Source organism: Flavobacterium sp. FPG59, from assembly GCF_002150205.1.
Lineage (GTDB): Bacteria > Bacteroidota > Bacteroidia > Flavobacteriales > Flavobacteriaceae > Flavobacterium.
In genome coordinates this window covers 13,600-32,841 of sequence record NZ_MTCA01000008.1, presented here as the reverse complement: position 1 = coordinate 32,841, position 19,242 = coordinate 13,600, and the positions used below count along the sequence as shown (strand labels likewise).

Here is a 19,242-nt window from a genome sequence, read left to right as displayed (position 1 = left end):
ATTATGAAAAAACATTTTACAGTCGTTTTTGTAGTATTTGCATTTGTTATCCACGGATTGAATGCACAAGTCAAAGGAACAAAACTTGGGTACATAGATATGGAGTATATTTTACAAAATGTACCCGATTATATTGAGGCAAAAAATCAATTGGAACAAAGAACTCAAAAATGGAAAATTGAGATTGACACCAAAAGAAATGAAATCAACACGCTTAAGGAAGCATTAAAAGCCGAAAAAACATTATTAACAAAAGAGCTAATTGAAGAAAGAGAAACAGAAATCAGGTTTCTTGAAAATGAAAATTTAGAGTATCAGCAAAAGAGATTTGGTCCCAACGGTGATTTAATAGCGCAAAAAGAAACACTGATAAAACCAATTCAAGACCAAGTTTTCACAGCAGTTCAGGATATTGCAGACCGATTAAAATATGATTTTATTTTTGATAAATCTTCGGACCTAACCATGCTATTTGCCGCAAAAAAATTCGATATTAGCGATCAAGTTTTAAGAGTTCTTACACGTGCCGAAAAAAGAGAGCAACTCACAAAAAAACAGCTCAAAGATGCTGAGGCAAGGGAAAGTAAAGAAGATGCCGATGCTGAAAACGAACTTGTTCAAGAGAGAAAAAAAGTTCTAGAAGAGAAAAAGACGGCTCGAGACAAAGCTTTTGAGGAGCGCAAAGCATTGCAAGAGCAAAAGAAGAAAGAATTTGAGGACAATAAAAAAAGAATTCAAGAGGAAAGATTAGCTAAAAAAAATGGCACGGTTTTAGCAAAACCAACTTCAGATGACGCAACTAAAACCGCAACAAATGAAGCAAGCAAAACAACTCAAAAAACCGAAGAGGTAAAATTAAATTCAGCAGAAGAGAAAAAGAAAATTTTTGAAGAGCGCAAGAAAGCTTTAGAGGATAAAAAGAAAAAAATCCTTGAAGATCGAGAAGCTCAAAGAAAAGCAAAAGAGGAATCACAAAAGAAAAACACAAATAACAATTAATTACTTAATATTTTAAAACCGATGAAACAAATCAAAACTCTATTAATTGCTGCACTATTAATGTTAGGAGCAAATCAAACCGTTAATGCACAAGCAAAGACAGCTCATGTTGATGTTAGTGAGATTATGACAAAAATGCCAGCAGTATTAGATGGTCAAAAACAATTAGATAAATTGAGTGGTACATATGATGCTGAGTACAAAAAAATGGTAGAAGAATACCAAGGGAAATTAAAAAAGTACGAAGCAGAAGCTTCTACAGTAACTGAAGCTATAAACGGTGAACGTTCAAAAGAAGTACAAGACATGCAAAAAAGAATTGTTGATTACAGAGACAATGCTCAAAAAGAATTGCAACAAAAAGAATCAGATATCATGAAACCACTTATGGAAAAAGTAAGAGCTTCAATCCAAAAAATTGGTAAAGCTAAAGGTTTTCAATATATCGTTGATGGATCTTCTTTATTACTTGCTGACGGACCAAACATAACAGCTGATGTAAAAAAAGATTTAGGTTTCTAAAAAAATCTATCTTAATATTTCAAAAACTGCTCCTACTATTAAAGTTTGAGCAGTTTTTTGTTTCAATACAGTATTGCAATATTAAATTTAAGCACATAACTTTGTTACTATGGATTACAACAATCAGCCGATAGGAATTTTTGACTCAGGAATAGGTGGCACCTCAATATGGAGTGCTATACACGAATTACTTCCAAATGAAAAAACAATATACCTTGCCGATAGCAAAAATGCTCCCTACGGTCAAAAATCAAAATCAGAGATTATTACATTGAGCATAAAAAACACTGATTTTTTATTGGATATGGGTTGTAAATTAATAGTAGTTGCCTGCAATACAGCTACCACAAATGCCATTCAAGAATTAAGAGCCAAATATACTATTCCGTTCATTGGCATAGAGCCAGCTATAAAACCTGCTGTTACGCATTCAAAAACACAAGTAATTGGCATCTTAGCTACACAAGGCACACTCAATAGCGAACTCTTTAATAAAACAACTGAAAAATATCAGGATACAAAAATAATTGAACAAGTAGGACACGGTTTGGTTCAATTGATAGAAAACGGGCAGATAAACTCCCCAGAAATGACTCTTTTACTAGAATCTTATCTTGCACCAATGATTCGAGAAAACATTGATTATCTTGTGCTGGGATGTAGTCATTACCCCTATTTGATTCCGCAAATAAAAAAAATACTTCCTGATCACATTCAAATTATAGATTCAGGTCAGGCTGTAGCCAAACAAACTCAAAACGTGCTACGAGAAAAAGTAGGTTTTAGTTCTAGTTCAGGGTCTGAAAATATATTTTACACGAATACGAATCCAAAAGTGCTTCAAGAAATTATTGGCAATAATTTTACAGCCATTAGCAAAGACTTTTAAAGTAAGTTACTCTTCTTTGAACCAGCTTGAATACATCACATAATTATTAGAGATACGTTCAATTTCTCCAGCAAAATCAGACTGATCAATATCTTTAACTTTTTTTGCAGGAACTCCAGCCCAAATAGAACCCGAAGTTACAACTGTGTTTTGAGTAATCACAGCCCCTGCAGCTACAATAGAGTTACTTTCTACAATACAATTATCCATAACTATAGCTCCCATACCTATTAAAACGTTATCCTGTAGGGTACAACCGTGCACAATAGCATTATGACCAATAGAAACATTATTGCCTATAATTGTGGGGTACTTTTTATAGGTACAATGAATAACGGCACCATCTTGAATATTAACCTTATCACCTATAGTAATAAAATTTACATCACCTCTAATTACAGCATTAAACCAAACACTACAATTTTTTCCAAATTTTACATCGCCTACAATGGTTGCATTTTCTGCAACATAGCAATCTTCAGGTATAGCAGGAGTTTTTCCTAGAACCGATTTTATGATCATAAAAAATTAGTTTATGGCTGGACAATTACATGAATATTTAGCTGGCTTACAAAATAAATCAATCCCTAAGGTAATTTGATGGTAACCACCGTTATCAAACTGCACGGCTCCCGAAAGTTGAGAATAGGTATAAGCAAACATAAATTTATTAACATTCACCCCTACAATTGGTGTAATATATTGTAATTTTTGGGTTCCAATGACACCGTTATTATTAAACTGTGCTCCTTCTAAACTACGTCTGTACGAAAGACCACCCCACACACGTCCAAAATCAATGTTTTTATAAACTTTCAAATTTAAATCTATTGCTTTTTCATTTGTAGCTTCTACTTGTTGATACAAAACAGATGGTTCCCAAAGCAATCCTTTTGGATTACCAAAATTATAGCCTGCACTAATCATATATTTTCTTAGATTGTCACTTTCGTAATCACTATAAATTGCTCTTCTAGATTCGATCGCGTTCTTTACAGTAGCATGAGCATAAAAGTCAAGATAATTATAAGACAAACCAATATCAGTATTAAAATAAGCCTCTTTAAGGATCACAGTTCCATCTACAGAGGGATCACTTTGTCCTGGCTCTAAAAAAGAAGTTTGGTCTAGTTGACTTTGAATAAAACCTGCACTCATACCAAAAGACAGTTGATTAAGATCTACTTCATCTCTAGAAAACATCAAATGATAAGCATAAGTAAGTTTCACACCCTTTTGAGAATGAAATCCATTTTTATCATTAAAAACAATAATACCTGCACCAGCATTATCACTTATTCTACCATTAAAACTGAGTGTTTGTAAAGCAGGAGCATCTTCCTGATCAAACCATTGTTTACGAGCAGTAAGTCTTATTTTTGAACAATTTGCGGCACCTGCCATAGAAGGATGAAGAAGGTAATAATTATCAGATAGATAATCGGAATAAACAGGAATTCCCTCTTGAGCAAAAGTATTTTGGCAAAAGAAAAAAACAAGTAAAACAGTAAGTTTTTGATACATCGAAAATAATTTAATTAACCAAATGAATTCAATGGCTATTATAGGATAAAACTAAACCTTGAAACCCTAAACTTGATAACAAAAGTTAATTTCTTCTTTAAAAAATCAAATATAGGTATTCATAGAAAATAACTTTAGTAAATTTGTAAAAATTTCAAAAATCATGAGCAAAATCACCATAAAAGAAACGCAAAACCCAACCATACTAAAATTTGAGTTTGAAGATTTTATAACACAAAATGAAAATTTTGAGTTTAAGAATATCGACGAAGCAAAAGATTCGCCATTGGCTCAAAAATTATTTTATTTACCCTTTGTAAAAACCGTATATATCTCCGGTAATTTTATTGCAATCGAAAGATTTAGCATTGTAGAATGGGATGATGTCAAGGACGCAGTTGCAGAGCAGATTGAACAATTTATAATAGACGGAGGCGTAATTGTAACTAAAAGTGAAACTACTACAAAAAAGCAACCTGTTAATGTTTATGGAGAAACTACTCCAAATCCAGCTGCATTAAAATTTGTAGTTAGTAAAATGTTGACCAAAAATGCTGTCGAATTTAAAAATATAGATCAAACTAGTGCTTCACCTCTAGCAAAGGAATTATTTAAATTTCCTTACGTAAAAGAGATTTTTATTGATGAAAATTATATTTCAATTACAAAATATGATATCAATGAATGGCAAGAAATCACATTAGAACTTAGAAGTTTCATTAAACAATATATAGAAAACGGCGGTATTGTACTAGATGAAAGCTACATTGCAAGCACTACTGAAACCGAAACTATCAAGGCGCAAGAATTTGATAATTTAGACACCACTTCTCAACAAATTATTAATATTTTAGAAGAATATGTAAAACCAGCAGTTCAGGCTGATGGAGGTAATATAGCTTTTGACTCCTACAATGAGGAGGAAAAACTGGTAAAAGTAATTTTACAAGGAGCTTGTAGCGGCTGTCCATCATCAACATTTACTTTAAAAAGCGGTATCGAAAACATGTTAAAAAGTATGCTAAACGATGAAAGTATCAAAGTAGAAGCCGTTAATGCATAAGTGCTTTTACATTGGTTTAGCATTGATTAAACCCTAGAGTATTGTAAACTTTATTTATTTTAAAAAAGCGTTTCTATCGAAGCGCTTTTTTGTGTTTAATATAGAATAGAAAGTTCTTGCACGATTCAAATTTACATTCCAATTAAAATAAAAGGTCTGGTTATTCCCAAAATCAACATCCCACAAAACGAGTAAAATCAACACTTTTGACAAATAACAAACATTTTACAACTGATTTTCAATAAATTATTAATAATAGGATAAACTATAATTGAAAAAAAATCACTAACATTGTAGGACTAATCAAATAAAAAATACCATGGGACTAACCTCTTTTTTTAAAAATTTATTTGGCTCTGCCAAAGAAACCACGACTGAATTGGCCAATAAAGCCGAAGCAACACTAGAACAAGCAAAAGCAAATGCTGCACCTTACCTAGATAAAGCCGAAGATTTTATTGAAGATAAACTAGAGCAAGCCAAAGAAGCTGCAGCTCCTTACCTTGAAAAAGCAGAAAACTTTGCCGAAGAAACTATTGATAAAGTTAAAGTACACGCAGCACCTATTGTTGATAAAGCAGAAGAGTTTGCTGGACAAGCAAAAGAAAAGGTAGCTGAATTTGCTGATAAAGCCGAAGAAACTTTAGAAAACCTTACGGATACTGTAAAAGAAAAATTGAATCACACTAGCGATGCAATTGCTAACGGTACCGAAGATGCCAAAAAAGCGATTGAAAATACTGCTGAGAAAACTGTAGCTTTAGCTGACGACGGAAAAGAAATTGCTACAACAGAAATAAAAGAAGTTGTAAATAAAATCGAAGAAGACGCAGATTAATTTAATAAAAAGTAAAATAATTGTATTTTTGACCCACAAATCCAACCTTCTCCTATTGAGAAGGTTTTTTATTTTACAAATATGAATTTAGACCCAAACCAAATCACTAGCTACGCCAATACTTTTGCGCAAGTATTAATTGATTATTCCCCAAAATTAATTTCGGCATTTATCATCCTAATTGCTGGATTATACATCATCCGATTAATCAATCGATTTATTAGGACCTTAATGGTCAAGAGAGACCTAGACCCTACTCTAACACGGTTTTTAGCTGATATTTTACTTTGGGTTTTACGAGTAATTTTGTTTGTCTCGTTTATCTCTAAATTAGGGATTGAAACATCCTCTTTTGTTGCAATTTTAGGAGCCATGGGACTTGCGGTGGGGTTGTCATTACAAGGATCTCTTTCCAATTTTGCTGGCGGAATGTTAATTATTCTATTCAAGCCCTTTCGTGTCAACGACACAATAGAAGCACAAGGTGTAACAGGAACTGTAAGTGAAATACAAATTTTTGTAACCAAATTAATTACAGGTAACAATCAAACTATTTTTGTTCCTAACGGCGCTTTATCAAATGGGAATATCATTAACTATTCTATGGAAAAAATTAGAAGAGCTGACTTAACTATTGCAATATCCTACGACACCAATATCAAAATTGCGAAAGACATCATAACTCAAGTTTTGGAAAACAACCCTAAGGTTTTAAAAACACCAGAAGCCGAAGTTGCTGTCAAAATACTAACAGATAATGCAATTCAACTTGCTGTTAGACCATGGGCAACAAATGAGGATTTTGGAAATGTATGTGCAGAAACGCTTCAAGGATGCAAAGAAGCCTTTGATATTGCTGGAATTACTATGCAACCGTTTGTTAAAGAATCATCATACACATCAAACACTGCAACCAAAAACTAGTAAGCAAAATTTACTTTTTTTTAGGAGTAGTTACCATAAAGTCTTTTAAATAATAGGGTTCAAAATAAGCGACATCAACAATGTCGTTTATTTTGAATTTTTCAAAACTAAGAAAACTCATTTCATTAGCCGAAGGAAAAATTAAAGTTTCTAGAAAAAAATGATTGCTTTTATTGAGTACATTCTTGCATTTTACAGCACAGTCTCCCACAAAATACAAATCATCTTGAAGCTCATTAAATGAATTCTCATCTATTATTTGAGCCTGAACCTCACGCTTTTTTTCAAGTTTAGAGTCAAATATAGCACTGTAAACTTCCATTCTTCGGGCATCAATCATCGGAATAATTAAACCCTTATTAATTTTAGCTTGTGCTGCAAGAGTTTCCAGCGTATCTATAGCTATTATTGGAATATCTAATGCAAAACACAATCCTTTTGCAGCTGATACGCCTATACGCAAACCGGTATAAGAACCTGGACCTTGACTAACTGCAACGGCAGATAAATCTTTGAGATTATAACCTGACTCTTTAAAAATTTCTTCTATAAAAACATGGAGTCGCTCTGCATGAGAATATCCTTCTTCTGCAATTTCTTTACAAAGGATTGTTACGCCATCTTTTGCTAATGAAACAGAACAATTCTTAGTAGCGGTTTCAATGTTTAGTATATAACTCAATTTGGTTTTTGTTTAAATTAAAAATCACAATCACAAAATTAGATTTTATGATTGTGATTTCAAAATAGTAAGTATGATGATTACTTCTTGTCCTTGTCCTTTTTATCTTTATCAGTAGCAATTGCCACTTTATCTCCTGAGTTTAGTTCTTTTGTAACTGTGGCATAAGGTCCTGTAATAATTACGTCTCCTTTTTTCAAGCCAGTCAGGATTTCAATATTAGTATCGTCTTGAATACCAGTTTTTATGATTCTAATTTTTGCTTTATCTCCTACTTTAACAAAAACACATTCAAATTTCTTGTCACTTTTTGGGGCAGCATCTTTTGATTCCTCATCTAAATCTTCAACTTTTATTTCCTTTACGGCAGCAGTATCTGATTTTACTACAACTGAACTAATTGGAACAGCAAGCACATTGCTTCTAGTTTCAGTAATTATATCTACCGTAGCTGTCATTCCTGGTCTAAAAGGAGAATAGGTATTTGGTTTTCCTTCTAATAAATCTTCGTAAGATTCTTTTAATATTCTTACTTTAACTTTAAAATTAGTTACCTGATCTGCTGTCAAAGCTGAACTTGCTGAATTTGAAATGCTTGTAACAACACCTTTAAACTGCTTTTTAAGATAAGCATCAACTTCTACATTAGCTTCATCCCCCACTTTAATTTTTACAATATCATTTTCATTAACATCTACTTCAACCTCCATATTATTCAAGTTGGCTACTCTCAAAATCTCAGTTCCTGTCATTTGTTGCGTTCCTAAAACACGCTCTCCTAATTCTACATTTAACATAGAAATAGTACCGTCAGCAGGTGCATAAATAGTTGTACGCCCTAGATTATCTTTGGCTTCATTTACTGTTGCAGAAGCGCTTTGAACGTTGTAATAAGCTGACTGTTTAGACGCTTTAGCAACTTCAAACGAAGCTATAGCCTTGTCCCAATCCGATTTTGAAATGATTCCTTTATCAAACAATGTTTTGTTTCTATCGTAGTTTGCTTTTGATTCTTTAAAAGAAGCATCTGCTTGACTTAAACTTGCTTTAGTTCCGGATAAGTTAGATACTGATCTGTTGTAACCAGACGTGTATAAATCTGGATTGATCTTCACTAGTAAATCTCCTTTTTTCACTACTTGCCCTTCTTTTACATTTAAGGCGATGATTTCTCCCGAAACTTCAGAAGAAATTTTAACTTCAATTTCAGGCTGTATTTTTCCGGTAGCAGATACCGTTTCAATTATTGTAGATGGAATTACTTGTGCGGTTTCTACCTCCGTACCTACATCTTTTTTACCTATAACCCCAGATTTAGAAAGAGCAATTAAACCCGCAATAATTACTACTGCACCACCTATTAGGATATAAACTGTTTTTTTTGACATAATAATTAGTTTTTGATAAGAGGAATTCCAAAATAGAATTCTAATATTTTAATTTTAAAGATATAATCGTATTTGGTTCTCAATACTTCAGATTGCGCATTAGTAAGCAATGTTTGGGCTTGATTGTAATCGAATGAGTTCATTAGCCCCACATTAAAACGCTCCTTTGCAAAATCAACAGCATTTTGTCTTGCCTCAACAGCAATTACAGCCGATTCGTATGATTTTAAAGCTCCTTTAGCATCAGCAAATGCCGTGTAAACATTTCTTTGTAAATCTAAGTCTTGCTGTTCTACTGCAATTTTTGATCGCTCTAGATTCACTCTTGAACGCTCTACATTGTTTCTAACTGAGAATCCATTAAATATTGGTATTGAGAGTTGCACTCCAAAAGAGTGTCCTTTATTATCATTAAACTGATCGAAAAATGGAGCCGGTTTCCCTAAAACTCGTGAAAAATTTGGAGCCAAAACATTTTGATTTGTACCCTCTACAAAACCTATTTGTGAGGTAGGATTGGCAGTGTTTTGTGTTACTCCTACTACTCTATCACTATAGGCTACCCTAGAATTAAAACTATAAAAACCTTGAATAGTAGGTTGATAAGCACCTCTTGCAATGGCAACATCTTTTTCAGCAATTTCTAAATTAGTTTTAGCAATTTTCAATTCTGTTCTTCCTTCTAATGCTTTGTTATAAATGGCATTAGGATTTTGCATCATGATATTGTTTTCATCCTTTACATCAGTATCGTCTGCTACATCAAAATTTTCAAACTCCTTAAGCTGTAACAATTGTGATAAACTCAATTTAGAAATTAGCAAAGCATTCTCGGCAGCAATTATATTTTGATTATTAGTTGCTATAGTAGCTTTAATATCTAATAAATCACCTCTTGGTATAGAGCCTGCATTTACTAACTCTTCTGAACGTACATACTGTTTTTCATTAATGTCAAGCTGTTGCTTTTGTACTTTTAAGTTTTCTTTATTAAAAAGTACTTGTAAAAAGGCATTCGCTACGTTTAAGGCAACATCTTCTTGCATTTTTAGCAACTGATACTTGGCTGCAACTAGCGATAAATTAGACCTACGTAAGGTATTTTGATTTTGCAAACCCTTGTAAATGTCAATTCCTACATTTGCCCCAGCCGAAGTAAATTGAGTAGTTTGATTTTGTAATAAACCAGTTGTAATATCCTGGTTTAAACCAATGTTCCAAGAGTGGGAAGTACTGGCATTCAATGAAGGTAAAAAATTACCAATAGCACCTCTTTTATCAATCAATGCCGTTTTAGTATCAAGAGCAGATTGCTTAATAGAGATGTTGTTTTGAATGGCGTAGTTCACACATTCTTGCAAGGTCCATTTTTTGGTTTGTCCATTTACAGACAATCCTACAAGAACAATGAATAAACTAAAGAAACTCTTTTTTTTCATATATTTTAAATAATTGCACAACATAAAGTCACACACATTTAACTTAGCTTAATTATGGTCTTCAAAATCATAAATTTTACAATCTGAAATTCAATAATTAAACAATAAGACTTTCGATCGTACCATTTGTTACAAAAAATCATAAAAAAAGAATTGTTTTACTAATTTTGTTTTCTAAAATTAATTAAATGTACGCATTCTCTCGAATCATTTTCGTTTTTGTAGCTGTAATTTTGTGTGAATCCTGCGCCACAACAAATAAAATAAACGCTTTAAAACCAGAACCAGATGATGCTGTGCCATTGGTTTATGAAAATCTTCCATCCTTTATCAATCTACCTATATCGGTAAAATTAAAAGATATCGAGAATCAAACTAATCAAGTGTTGACTGGTCTTATTTATGAAGACAGTGCCATTGAGGATGATGATATTGAAATGAAAGTTTGGAAACAAGCCCCAATAACAATCACATCAGAAGCAGGGGGGAAAATAAAAACTGTTTTGCCTTTAAAAGCTATCATTAAATATAGGATTGGCACCAAAAAAATGGGGGTTGAATTATATGACACCAGAGAATTTAATTTAAACGGGATTGTCACACTTTCAAGCGAAGTCACACTGACAAACTGGATTCTTAATACTAAAACCGAATTAAAATCCCTTGACTGGAACGAAAGCCCAACCATGGTTGTCTTTGGTAAAAACGTACCAGTAACCTACTTAATCAATCCCGGAATTAAGTTATTTAAATCAAAAATAGAACGTAAAATAGATGAATCCATAAGCAAATCAATGGATTTTAAACCAAACGTTTTAAGCGCATTAGAAAAAATAACTACTCCGTTTTTAATGAATGATACATACGAAAGTTGGTTACGCATCGTTCCTCAAGAGATTTACACCACTACAGCAAGCTTAAAAAATGACGCATTCCTTATTGAAATGGGCATGAAATGCAACATGGAAACTTTTATAGGAAAACAACCCGAATCAAAGTTTAATGCCTCTAAGATATCATTAAAACCAGTTACTAAGATCCCTAATGACATTAATGCCAATATTATTGCCATCTCCTCCTATCAAGAAGCGTCTAAAATAATGACTAAAAATTTTAAAGGGCAAGAATTTGGATCGGGGTCCAAAAAAATTCAAGTTCAAAACGTGGACATTTGGCACAAAAAAGGAAAAATGATTATTGCATTAGATGTTTTGGGCAGTGTGAATGGCACGTTGTATCTATCTGGCTTACCACAATATAATGACAAAACCAAAGAAGTTTATTTTGAAGATCTTGACTATGCCTTGGACACAAAAAACAAATTAATGCGAACCGCAAACTGGCTTGCTCAATCATTAATCCTAAAAAAAATAAAACAAAGTTGCAGGTATTCTATTCAACCAAACCTTGACGAAGGTCAAAAAAGTATGCAAACGTATTTAAAGAATTACTCTCCTATGCAAGACGTATTTGTAAATGGAAAAATGGAGAACATTGAGTTTCAAAAAATCCAACTAACAAATCAAGCCATAATAGCATTTATAAAAGTAAAAGGTAAAATTAATGTATCTATCAATGGTTTGAAATAAACATTGATAGATACATTATAAACTATGAAGCTTTATTTTTCTTCATTTTATAAATCAAAAAACCAATGATGGCAACCAGTAAATAAGGAATAACCATTAGGTAAACTATACCGTCATTTACCGCTGCAGCTTGAGTAGTGTTATCACCACTAGTAAGCGCAGCTCTACACATGGCACACTGCGCACTCATACTGGCAGTCATGAAAAATACCAGTAAAAAACCCAAAAATTTCATATAACTATTGTTATGTAATTTCATCTTTCTACTTATAAATTAAGAAACGTAATACGGCGAAATCATCAAATAAACTACCACTCCTGTAACCGCAACATATAACCATATAGGAAAAGTAATTTTCGAAATCTTCTTGTGGGCCACAAAATCTTGACCTATTGCTCGTACATAAGTAATCAAAACCATAGGAATAATAGCAATAGATAAAATGATATGCGTTACCAAAATCAATAAGTACACAATACGTAAAGATCCTACACTCCCCTTTTCTGAATCCTCTAATATGCCATTATGGTTAATATCACCAAAAACAGTAGAGTCGCTGGTCATGTGGTACGCAACATACATCACTAAAAAAGCAAGCGATAAAGCAATTGCTGTAGTCATAAAATACTGATGCCATTTTCTATTCCCGTTTTTAATAGCTACAACAGCAGCTACAAGTAAAACCGCTGTAATACCATTTGTAGTTGCATAAATAGGCGGTAAAAAAGATAAAGGTGCTACATCAATTCCAAAATCTTTTAGTTTAATTTTAAATAAAATAGCTACCACAACAGGTATAACTATAGAAACAGCAATGATGTATTTATTGAATTTTTGTTCTAAGGAATTGTTTTTCATATCTATTCTTCTAATAAAATATTAATATCTTGTTGTAGGTTTCTAACTCCTTTTTTATCGAGCCCATCATAATATAAAATAGGATTACCAAATTCATCATTACGACAACGAATGTTTCCGTTTTTATCAATCAATGCAAATAAACCCGAATGTTCAAATCCTCCAGCCACTTTTTTATTCTCGCCAGCATACAAGTTAAAACCTTTATTAGCCAACTTAAAAATATAATCTTTCTCACCAGTCAAAAAATTCCAATTTTTAGATCTAATTCCTAACAAATCATAATGTGCTTTTAATACTGTAGGAGTATCCGTCAAAGGATCAATAGTTATTGAAGCGATTCCAAAGTTAGGATTACCAAAGAATTTTTTCTCAATAAGCAACATACTTTCATTCATTTTAGGACAAATAGTAGGGCAAGTTGTAAAAAAAAACTCTAGAACATATACTTTACCTTTGTATGTCTCATTAGTGATTTTAACATTATCTTGATTTATTAATTCAAACTTAGGTGCAGCACCTATTTTCAAAAGTTTTCCTTCCTCTATAACTTCTGGATTTACATAATCAAGGCGGTCGCCTTGTACGACTTTATCGTTCTTAATACGCTCTACAATTTTAGGAATGGCATAAATACCAAATACTAAAATAACAAATGAAATTCCGATGTATGATTTGTTTTTAAACATAACAATTAAATTTTTCTAGTTGCATTGTTATTCTTTTTAAGAGCAGCTCTGTATTCATACAAGATAACCTTAAAATCATCGAGCATTTCATTACTTAGTTCAGCTGGATGAAACGTATTATAACCTTCCATCTCATCTTTGACTAACTTTCGTCCTCGTAAATTTCTTTTTTTATCCACGATGTAAACCTTTGGCGTACCTAATTTATCATCTAGTTGATCCTTTAATTTTAATTGAGAATAGTATGTTGTAATATCTTCTGGCGAAGCAAAGACAAATCTCCATTGAGCAACATCTGTAAAAGCACCTAAAGCATCAACTACCTTTTTAGCGTCACTTTCTGTTCCAGAAGGGCATATCATTACAAACTGAACATCTTTAAATTCATGATAACGCTGGTAAATTTTTTGATTTAAATTAAAAAGGTTACCTCTATTTTTTAATAACTCAGAACCTGAAAAACCTAAAATGGTGACTTTACCATTTAATGTTATAGGTTTGCTGTCTAAAGTTTTCCAAGGACCAAAATCAGCAGTATTAGGAGTAATAATAGGTAATTTAGTATACCCATTAACTCCAGAAGCAAAAAACAAATAAGCAACTATAGGCAAAATAAAAAGTACAAACAGGACAATATTTTTTTTCATCACATTTTAAATATATAGTACAAAAATAAAAAAAGGTACGCAATGCGTACCCTTTAATTGAATTAATATCTTGTTAAAAATTCCATTTAATAGTGGAGTTTTTAAAAACCTCATAAATATAATCCCCTTCGGTCAAAAAGATAAAAAGAATGTATAATACCAGAAAAATAAGTGGAAAAACTACTGCATTTCTCAATGAGCTTTTTTCACCTTCCATGTGCATGAAAGCCCAAACGATATAATATGCTTTGTAAATTGTAAGCAAATAAAATATCCAGTTAAGCAGGTTCATACCCATTAGATTATTCATGTGAAGTGCTTCTGGCTTAAAAATACCTAAAACAACTTCTACTATAGTTACAGCAGATAATATTCCGAATACTTTCCAGATTCTACCTACGTTTGATGCGTGTTCGTGTGACATGATAATAATTTTTTTTAGAAATTAAACTAGATAGAAAACTGTAAATACAAATACCCAAACTAAATCTACAAAGTGCCAATATAGACCTACTTTTTCTACCATTTCATAACTTTTTCTCTTATCATATGTACCTAAAAGTACATTGAAAAAGATAATAATATTGATAACTACTCCAGAGAAAACGTGAAATCCGTGAAATCCAGTAATAAAAAAGAAGAAATCAGCAAAAAGTTTACTTCCGTATTCGTTTCTGATTAAGTTAGCACCCTCTACAACATAATGTGCCTGAGAAAGTCTAGCCTCAGAATCTTTTCTAGTAAGGATAGTTTTTTGTTTGTTTGCATTGATAACCTCAGTTCTAATCAATAAATCTGGGTGAGCTTTGAAACCAGCTTGTACCTCGGCAACAGAGTAAGATGGCAATTCTCCTTCTTCCATGAACCATTTAGCTTTGTTTCTTTTAAGCTGTTCACGCTCTTCAGGTAAAGTCACTGCAAAATCAGCAAGTGCAACACGTTTTCCGTCTTTATCAACAAACTGAAGCAAACTACCCCCTTTTGTTTCAATTGCTCCGTACTCTCCTTTGATAAAGTTTTTCCATTCCCAAGCTTGAGAACCAACAAAGATAAGACCTCCAATGATGGTCAAGAACATGTACAAAACAACTTTATCTTTTTTCATTTGATGACCAGCATCTACGGCTAAAACCATAGTTACCGACGAGAAAATCAAAATAAAAGTCATTAATGCCACATAATACATTGGCGCCGAAACTCCGTGTAAAAACGGAAAGTGAGTAAACACTTCATCAGCCAATGGCCATGTTTCAATAAATTTAAATCTAGAAAAACCATACGCCGCTAGAAATCCAGAGAACGTTAAGGCATCTGACACGATAAAAAACCACATCATTAATTTGCCGTAACTTGCTCCCATTGGCTCATTGCCGCCTCCCCAAGTTTTTTCTTCACTATTTGCAGTAGTAACTGTCGCTTCCATAAAAGTTATTCGTTAAAAAGTTCCCAAATTTACGTTTTTTTCTTATTTAAAGAAATATAAAAACAAAAACAAATAAACCCACAATAAGTCCAGAAAGTGCCAATACATTGCACCAAGTTCTATACCAAGGGTTTGAGATGAATTGTATTTTTGTTTAAAATGATTATAAATTATAATTAAAAGCGAAATCACACCTCCAGCAAGGTGAATAAGGTGAACTACCGTTACTACATATAGAAATGTAGTTGTAATTGAACTCCCGCTACCAGTAAAATAATAACCGCTTTCTACTATTTGTCCAAAACCTACAAATTGTAAAATTACAAATAAAATACCAAGTCCCAATGTAGCTAATAAATACATTGTTGTGGTGCTATTATTGTTCTTTTGTATTGCTTTTTTTGCCAAATGAAATGTTACACTACAACCTATAATAGCAGCAGTACTGTAATAAAACGCTGGTGGTAATTGAAAATCTTTCAACCAATCTGCTCTTGATTTACTCACTACAAAAGCACTTGTGAGTCCCGCAAACATCATGGTCATACTTGCCATTGCGAACAAAAGGATCAATTTATAGGATCTATTTGTTCTGGATTTTTGCTCTTCGGCCGTCATTGTCATTTCCATAACTATCTTAAAAATTTATCAAATATGTATACTAATTGTAATAATGTAATGTAGGTAACACTTACAAGCATAAGTGTTCTAGCTGCTTTTGCAGTTCTTAATTGATAAAGCTTAACACCATAAAACAACATCCATAATCCTAATACGAGAACAATTCCTGCTGCAATAGGCGTTATATACAACCTACCCGTATATCCAAAAGCTGGCAACAATGAAGCTAATATGAGCCAAACGGTATATAAAATCACTTGCAACGCTGTTCCTTTATCTTTTTTTCCCGTTGGTAACATAAAAAAACCTGCTTTCTCATAATCTTCATACAAGAACCAACCAATAGCCCAAAAATGAGGAAATTGCCAAAAAAACTGAATCAAAAACAAGGTTCCTGCTTCGATACCAAATTCACCAGTTGCAGCAACCCAACCCAACATAAAAGGAATTGCTCCTGGAAAAGCACCTACAAAAACAGACAAAGAAGTCATCGTTTTTAATGGTGTATAAACACTTGTATATAAAAATATAGAGATAGCACCAAACATGGCCGACTTTCCATTTATAGTATATAAAAGCACTAGACCTATGATAGTTAAGAAAATTGCAATTAAAAGCGCGGTAGTTTGACTCATTCTTCCAGCTGGAACAGGCCTACCTTTGGTACGATCCATTAAAGCATCAAGATCTTTCTCTATTATTTGATTGAAAGCATTTGAAGCACCTACCATGCAATATCCGCCAATTGCAAGTTTTAACAAAACCATCCAATCTAAAGACTGAAAATCATAAATACCCAACATAAAACCCGCAACAGACGAAAAAACGACACTAACCGCTAATCGTGCTTTTGTGATTTCCCTGAAGTCTATGTAAACTGATTTTAATGAAAGTGTACTTTGTGATGCGCTCAATGCTACTATTTATTTTATTTCTAAAAACTTATGCAAAAGTAGGCTATCAAAAGGGATTTGACAAAAAACAATTCACAAAAAAGTATAAAAATAAATGACCTTCTATTAATAGTCAAAATACCAATTGAAAATATCGGTTCTAACACCTAAACTAAACCAACTTGTATTTTGATTTTGTGCAATTGTAGTAGCTGCTACTGGATCAAATGATCTGTAGATATAGCTTGCAAATATCTTTAAGTTTGTCAAAGGATTAACTATGTAACCAGCTTGAAGATCTGCAATAAAAACTGCTGTTTTATTACCTTGACCTACTTTTACATCTGAATCAAAAGGCCTTTTCTCGTCGTAATCTTTATAGATATTGCCTCCATAATTAAATCCATTTGTGGCAGTGTCAAAATCAAAACCTCTAGTTCCCATTGTAAATTTTGCGTCAGCGTAATATCGCTCTTTTCGATAACGAGCTAAAAAGATTAACTCGCTAAAATTTGCTCCCCATTGATGCCCTAAACTTTGATTGTTGTGTGCGTAATTTGTAATTGGCATACTATGAGAATAGACATAAGGCCTTACATGATTGTATTCTAATTGCAATGTTAAATTCTCTACATCAAAAGCATTGTAATACTTTGCTCCTAACTGATACCCATACTTGTTTTTCCAACTGTTATTTCCCTCTTTGACATCATTCAATGAAAATTCATCTAGGATAAACTGTCCATAAAAATTGATCTGGTTGTTCCATTTGTATTTAAAAGTTAAACCCAAAACCGCATTCCCACTTCTTGCCGAAGACGTAAACTCGACCGATCTGTAAAAAATTAATGGATTAACAAAATTCACATCAAACCCTCTATCATTCGTATTTGTCCATACCACCGATTCAAAGAAACCTAAATTCAACTTGTTTGACACGTTCCAACTCAAATAATGATTGGCCATAAACTTAGTTGCATAGGTACGTTCAAGAGTCACCTCAGGACGCACGTCTTTGAGCCACATATAGGTATTGGTATACTTGATCTTCCAGAAATTTGTATTCAATTTAAAATATGGGTATGGACTGGCGCCATCACTTTCTAGTAACGATCTATATCCATCTCCAATGAAATTTCGGCCATAGCCCAATTGCATATCAATATGTTTGCTTGGGGTAAAAGTCAAATTAGCATCTGCCGAAGGAAAATCAAAACCTGTTGTTTTAAAATCCTTAGCAATTCCTATTCCAGGAATTATGGCGGGATTACCACCTGCCGGCTTTATAGAAGCCGCATAAGCATTATAATAAGGAGCAAAACGCCCTTGACTTTCAAAAACAGTTGTTGTAAAATGAATATTTTTCCCTATAGCACCTCTAAAATTAAGTCCTCTTGTGTTTACATAAGTGTATGCATCACTGCTTTTACTAGCCTTCCCCAATTGTAAATCTACAATAGGATTAAGTGTAAACCAATATCCTTCTCCTTGAATGGCAACCATGTTCTCATTCCATAATTTTCGAGACCACCAGCTTGAAGTTTTCTTCATTAGAGATGCTTGCACTGTTTTAAGATTGTAATATTTAGATACTTCTGCGAATGTAAATGGCTTTGAAGCTGTATGATTATTACTCCCCATTTGATTTAACGCTGCATCAAATTGTGCATAATAACTATGCGAAAATGGAATATTCAATTGACTTACTAATTCTGGATTATCGAATTTTTTATATACGATGCTATCAAGTTCTGACAAAGTTTTATCTTTTGTAATGCTGGATTTGGCTTTCGCCAAAGAAACTTTGTCAGACACAACATTGTTTACCAAAGGAATCGCAATTGTGTAGGTAAATCTGGAATAAGTAGCACTCCCATTATATGTTGCAGGTTGAATTTTAGGCATTTTATCAAAAACACGCTTGGTTTCTAAAATAAGTTTCTCCTCATTTGCATCTACATGAATAACTTTAAAGATTCCGTTTGAGTCTACTTCAAAAAGCACTTTTATATTCCCTTTGAAATTAGAAGAAACTAATTCTTGAGGTACATTAAAATTAGAAGTAATATAGCTTTGCACTTGGTTGTAAAAACAATTTTCTAGTTCCTTAGATTGTTTGGAATTGCACTCCTCAAACACGGGAAAACGTTCTGACGAATTGACTGGACGGTTTTCATTATTAGAGTTGTCTTGTGCAGTTGCACTTACAATAGAAAATAAAAATAGCAGTGTTATTAATACTTTGTTCATCCT

Annotated in this window: 21 protein-coding genes; 7 read left to right on the top strand and 14 right to left on the bottom strand. The window is 32.8% G+C overall.

All coding sequences use genetic code 11. The features are described 5' to 3' along the window. Window positions 1-3: 3 nt before the first annotated feature. The 3 genes from FPG59_RS01855 (at window position 4) to murI (ending at window position 2,410) form a co-directional block, all read left to right on the top strand. Window positions 4-999: an OmpH family outer membrane protein gene (locus FPG59_RS01855; protein WP_086452917.1), complete on the top strand. Its 996-nt coding sequence runs from the start codon at window positions 4-6 to the stop codon at window positions 997-999. Between the two features lie 21 nt (window positions 1,000-1,020). Then, window positions 1,021-1,521 (top strand): OmpH family outer membrane protein, encoded by a 501-nt coding sequence (locus tag FPG59_RS01850; RefSeq protein ID WP_086452916.1) that lies wholly within the window; start codon window positions 1,021-1,023, stop codon window positions 1,519-1,521. A 109-nt stretch (window positions 1,522-1,630) separates the two neighbouring features. Continuing rightward, window positions 1,631-2,410 carry a glutamate racemase gene (gene murI, locus FPG59_RS01845; RefSeq protein ID WP_086452915.1) on the top strand — a complete coding sequence of 260 codons (780 nt, stop codon included), beginning with the start codon at window positions 1,631-1,633 and terminating at the stop codon, window positions 2,408-2,410. Window positions 2,411-2,416: 6 nt separating this feature from the next. Here the strand turns inward: murI and FPG59_RS01840 are convergent, their stop codons facing one another. Together FPG59_RS01840 and FPG59_RS01835 are read right to left on the bottom strand one after the other, a co-directional pair. Next, complete coding sequence (locus tag FPG59_RS01840) at window positions 2,417-2,932, bottom strand: gamma carbonic anhydrase family protein (protein ID WP_086452914.1); 516 nt, start codon at window positions 2,930-2,932, stop codon at window positions 2,417-2,419. Between the two features lie 6 nt (window positions 2,933-2,938). After that, entirely contained in the window at window positions 2,939-3,934 is a 996-nt protein-coding gene (locus tag FPG59_RS01835) for a type IX secretion system membrane protein PorP/SprF (RefSeq protein WP_086452913.1), read from the bottom strand. A 163-nt stretch (window positions 3,935-4,097) separates the two neighbouring features. Here FPG59_RS01835 and FPG59_RS01830 point away from each other — a divergent pair, with 163 nt between their 5' ends. The 3 genes from FPG59_RS01830 to FPG59_RS01820 all read left to right on the top strand — a co-directional run bounded on the left by FPG59_RS01830 (window position 4,098) and on the right by FPG59_RS01820 (window position 6,759). Next, window positions 4,098-4,997 carry a NifU family protein gene (locus FPG59_RS01830; RefSeq protein WP_086452912.1) on the top strand — a complete coding sequence of 300 codons (900 nt, stop codon included), beginning with the start codon at window positions 4,098-4,100 and terminating at the stop codon, window positions 4,995-4,997. 319 nt (window positions 4,998-5,316) lie between these two features. After that, entirely contained in the window at window positions 5,317-5,835 is a 519-nt protein-coding gene (locus tag FPG59_RS01825; RefSeq protein ID WP_086452911.1) for a hypothetical protein, read from the top strand. A gap of 81 nt (window positions 5,836-5,916) precedes the next feature. Further along, entirely contained in the window at window positions 5,917-6,759 is an 843-nt protein-coding gene (locus FPG59_RS01820; RefSeq protein ID WP_086452910.1) for a mechanosensitive ion channel family protein, read from the top strand. 10 nt (window positions 6,760-6,769) lie between these two features. Here FPG59_RS01820 and tsaB read toward each other — a convergent pair whose 3' ends face one another. The 3 genes from tsaB to FPG59_RS01805 form a co-directional block, all read right to left on the bottom strand. After that, window positions 6,770-7,441, bottom strand: coding sequence for a tRNA (adenosine(37)-N6)-threonylcarbamoyltransferase complex dimerization subunit type 1 TsaB (gene tsaB / locus FPG59_RS01815; protein ID WP_086452909.1), 672 nt, complete (start codon window positions 7,439-7,441; stop codon window positions 6,770-6,772). An 80-nt stretch (window positions 7,442-7,521) separates the two neighbouring features. Beyond that, window positions 7,522-8,829 carry an efflux RND transporter periplasmic adaptor subunit gene (locus FPG59_RS01810; RefSeq protein ID WP_086452908.1) on the bottom strand — a complete coding sequence of 436 codons (1,308 nt, stop codon included), beginning with the start codon at window positions 8,827-8,829 and terminating at the stop codon, window positions 7,522-7,524. 5 nt (window positions 8,830-8,834) lie between these two features. After that, window positions 8,835-10,268, bottom strand: coding sequence for a TolC family protein (locus FPG59_RS01805; protein ID WP_086452907.1), 1,434 nt, complete (start codon window positions 10,266-10,268; stop codon window positions 8,835-8,837). A 188-nt stretch (window positions 10,269-10,456) separates the two neighbouring features. Between FPG59_RS01805 and FPG59_RS01800 the strand changes: the two genes are divergently transcribed. Beyond that, the gene (locus tag FPG59_RS01800; protein ID WP_086452906.1) at window positions 10,457-11,857 is read left to right on the top strand and encodes a DUF4403 family protein; all 1,401 of its coding nucleotides are present in this window, start codon (window positions 10,457-10,459) and stop codon (window positions 11,855-11,857) included. Window positions 11,858-11,879: 22 nt separating this feature from the next. Here the strand turns inward: FPG59_RS01800 and FPG59_RS01795 are convergent, their stop codons facing one another. From FPG59_RS01795 to FPG59_RS01755, 9 genes are all read right to left on the bottom strand, one after another. Then, a complete protein-coding gene (locus tag FPG59_RS01795) occupies window positions 11,880-12,116 on the bottom strand; it encodes a hypothetical protein (RefSeq protein WP_086452905.1) in 237 nt (78 codons plus the stop codon). A 15-nt stretch (window positions 12,117-12,131) separates the two neighbouring features. Beyond that, window positions 12,132-12,716, bottom strand: a complete 585-nt coding sequence (locus FPG59_RS01790) for a DUF420 domain-containing protein (protein WP_086452904.1) — start codon at window positions 12,714-12,716, stop codon at window positions 12,132-12,134. A gap of 2 nt (window positions 12,717-12,718) precedes the next feature. Further along, entirely contained in the window at window positions 12,719-13,405 is a 687-nt protein-coding gene (locus FPG59_RS01785; RefSeq protein WP_086452903.1) for an SCO family protein, read from the bottom strand. A 5-nt stretch (window positions 13,406-13,410) separates the two neighbouring features. Then, complete coding sequence (locus tag FPG59_RS01780; protein ID WP_086452902.1) at window positions 13,411-14,052, bottom strand: hypothetical protein; 642 nt, start codon at window positions 14,050-14,052, stop codon at window positions 13,411-13,413. Between the two features lie 73 nt (window positions 14,053-14,125). After that, window positions 14,126-14,476 carry a cytochrome C oxidase subunit IV family protein gene (locus FPG59_RS01775; RefSeq protein WP_086452901.1) on the bottom strand — a complete coding sequence of 117 codons (351 nt, stop codon included), beginning with the start codon at window positions 14,474-14,476 and terminating at the stop codon, window positions 14,126-14,128. A gap of 21 nt (window positions 14,477-14,497) precedes the next feature. After that, window positions 14,498-15,475 (bottom strand): cytochrome c oxidase subunit 3, encoded by a 978-nt coding sequence (locus tag FPG59_RS01770; protein WP_086452900.1) that lies wholly within the window; start codon window positions 15,473-15,475, stop codon window positions 14,498-14,500. Window positions 15,476-15,517: 42 nt separating this feature from the next. Next, window positions 15,518-16,105 (bottom strand): cytochrome c oxidase subunit 3, encoded by a 588-nt coding sequence (locus FPG59_RS01765; protein ID WP_086452899.1) that lies wholly within the window; start codon window positions 16,103-16,105, stop codon window positions 15,518-15,520. A 2-nt stretch (window positions 16,106-16,107) separates the two neighbouring features. Continuing rightward, on the bottom strand, window positions 16,108-17,010 hold the full coding sequence (gene cyoE, locus FPG59_RS01760; RefSeq protein ID WP_086452898.1) for a heme o synthase: 903 nt from the start codon (window positions 17,008-17,010) through the stop codon (window positions 16,108-16,110). 105 nt (window positions 17,011-17,115) lie between these two features. Next, window positions 17,116-19,239: a gliding motility protein RemB gene (locus FPG59_RS01755; protein ID WP_086452897.1), complete on the bottom strand. Its 2,124-nt coding sequence runs from the start codon at window positions 19,237-19,239 to the stop codon at window positions 17,116-17,118. Between the last annotated feature and the right edge of the window lie 3 nt (window positions 19,240-19,242).